Genomic DNA, 1,577 nt, shown 5'->3' with positions numbered 1-1,577 from the left:
GGCCACTTCATGGCCGAGTACATGAACGGCATGCGGAGCAGGGAGCTTGACTTCATCATGGCAAACAGCCGTCCAGGCTGGATGCCGCCTGAACCTTTCAAGCGCATCGGTGCATCGCTTCGACTCAGGCGTGAAGTGGCGGGTGCAGGAGGGGATGTCTAGGGGTGCCTGCGGAGCCGGGCCTCCGTGGGGGCGACGGAATATCGCTTGCAGCCCCGTGGAGGGCTTCCCGCCTGCCGCATGGGAACGCGGATGTGAAAAAAAACCGGAACTGTGCGGGGGTGCCCATTCCGGTTTCGCGCAGCGTGCGCGTAAGTGGTGCAGCGACGCTGCGAAGGGTGAATTTAAACACATCTACATCTGAAATAGATGTCGCTTAATTCTCATGTTGTTGTCAGCCAACGCTGAATAGTGATTTGAGGTCCGTCACGTGAGGCTTTCATCATATCCGGTGGGAACCTCGGAGACACACATGTCCGGAGGCCGGTTGGATGCGCYGGACGATGCCGGGAGAGCCAGACGACGGCAGGCCGTTTTTTCTTTGCACACTTGCGTGCGGCACCAGCGGATTTTGCGTGCCGTTAGAGGCGGGGAAGATATGGCGCCACGCAGCTGGCGCCTGCGTTTTCGAGTGTTGCGCCCCGTCAACATCGGACAGGTCTCGGGCTTGCAAAGCTGTTGGAAGTGGTTAAGCTCCCCTCATATCGTTATAGTTTTTATAACCAATAAGAGGCGTGAAGCATGAACGCACTAGCTGCGCTTGCCGTTGGATGGAGCGGGGTTGCGCCGAGCGACGGCATTCGGAATGCGGTTCAAGGAAACCCATCAAGTATTGTTGGTTTCTCCAGTGAGGAGGTAGATGCTTACCTTGCTTCCTATGTCGGCATGTACGGAAATCCCGCCGCACCCGTCTGGCTCTGCGACATTACGCCAAATACCGATGGCAAGTCGCTGACAGCACCGCTCAATCCTTTGCACGAGCCAGTTGTATGGGACAAATACTTTCGACAGCGGAATCAGGAAAATATGATGCGCTGGCAAAGCCATCAGAAAGCGGCAAAGCTCATTTCCTCAGCACGCTCGGCGGCATTTGGCGCAGAAGCATGCGACTGGAAGCATTACTTCATGCGCCACCTTTACGGTCCCTCCGGCGGGGAATTCAGGATCAGTCTGTTTCCTTTGCCCACGGGCGCAAACGGAAACAGATGCTGGGCCAGGGTGTACCGGAACCAACCGGCGCTTAATCCCCAGAGTCGATACCTCAGTCTATGCCGGACGGGTGGCCGTTTCCGCTTCATTGCGAAATTGAGGCAACGCATGCAGCCCAAGGTAATTGTCTGCATAGGCGCATGCCATGCGGACGACTTTCTGCGCGCATTCGAGTTCTCCAATGCGAGAGGTACGGACGCGATACTGCAGCCAGCGGATTTACCCGTGAGATTGCAGGTGTTCACCCAGGACAATACGACGTTGGTCATCTCGCCGGCGTTTGGAGGCGTGGCAGGCCTCAACTCCGACGTATTGTTAAGTGCGATGGGGCGCTTCACCGCGCAATGGCTGGCCGCCACCGATTTCCC

General features: G+C 57.2%; 1 protein-coding gene. It reads left to right on the top strand.

What is annotated here, in order from left to right; genetic code table 11:
- Nucleotides 1-741: 741 nt before the first annotated feature.
- A partial coding sequence (locus tag AC1DKD_RS41175; protein ID WP_477144739.1) for a transcriptional regulator occupies nt 742-1,577 on the top strand: 836 nt, incomplete at its 3' end.

The organism is Cupriavidus sp. 05T313, assembly GCF_056396665.1.
This window is presented reverse-complemented; position numbering and strand designations above follow the sequence as displayed.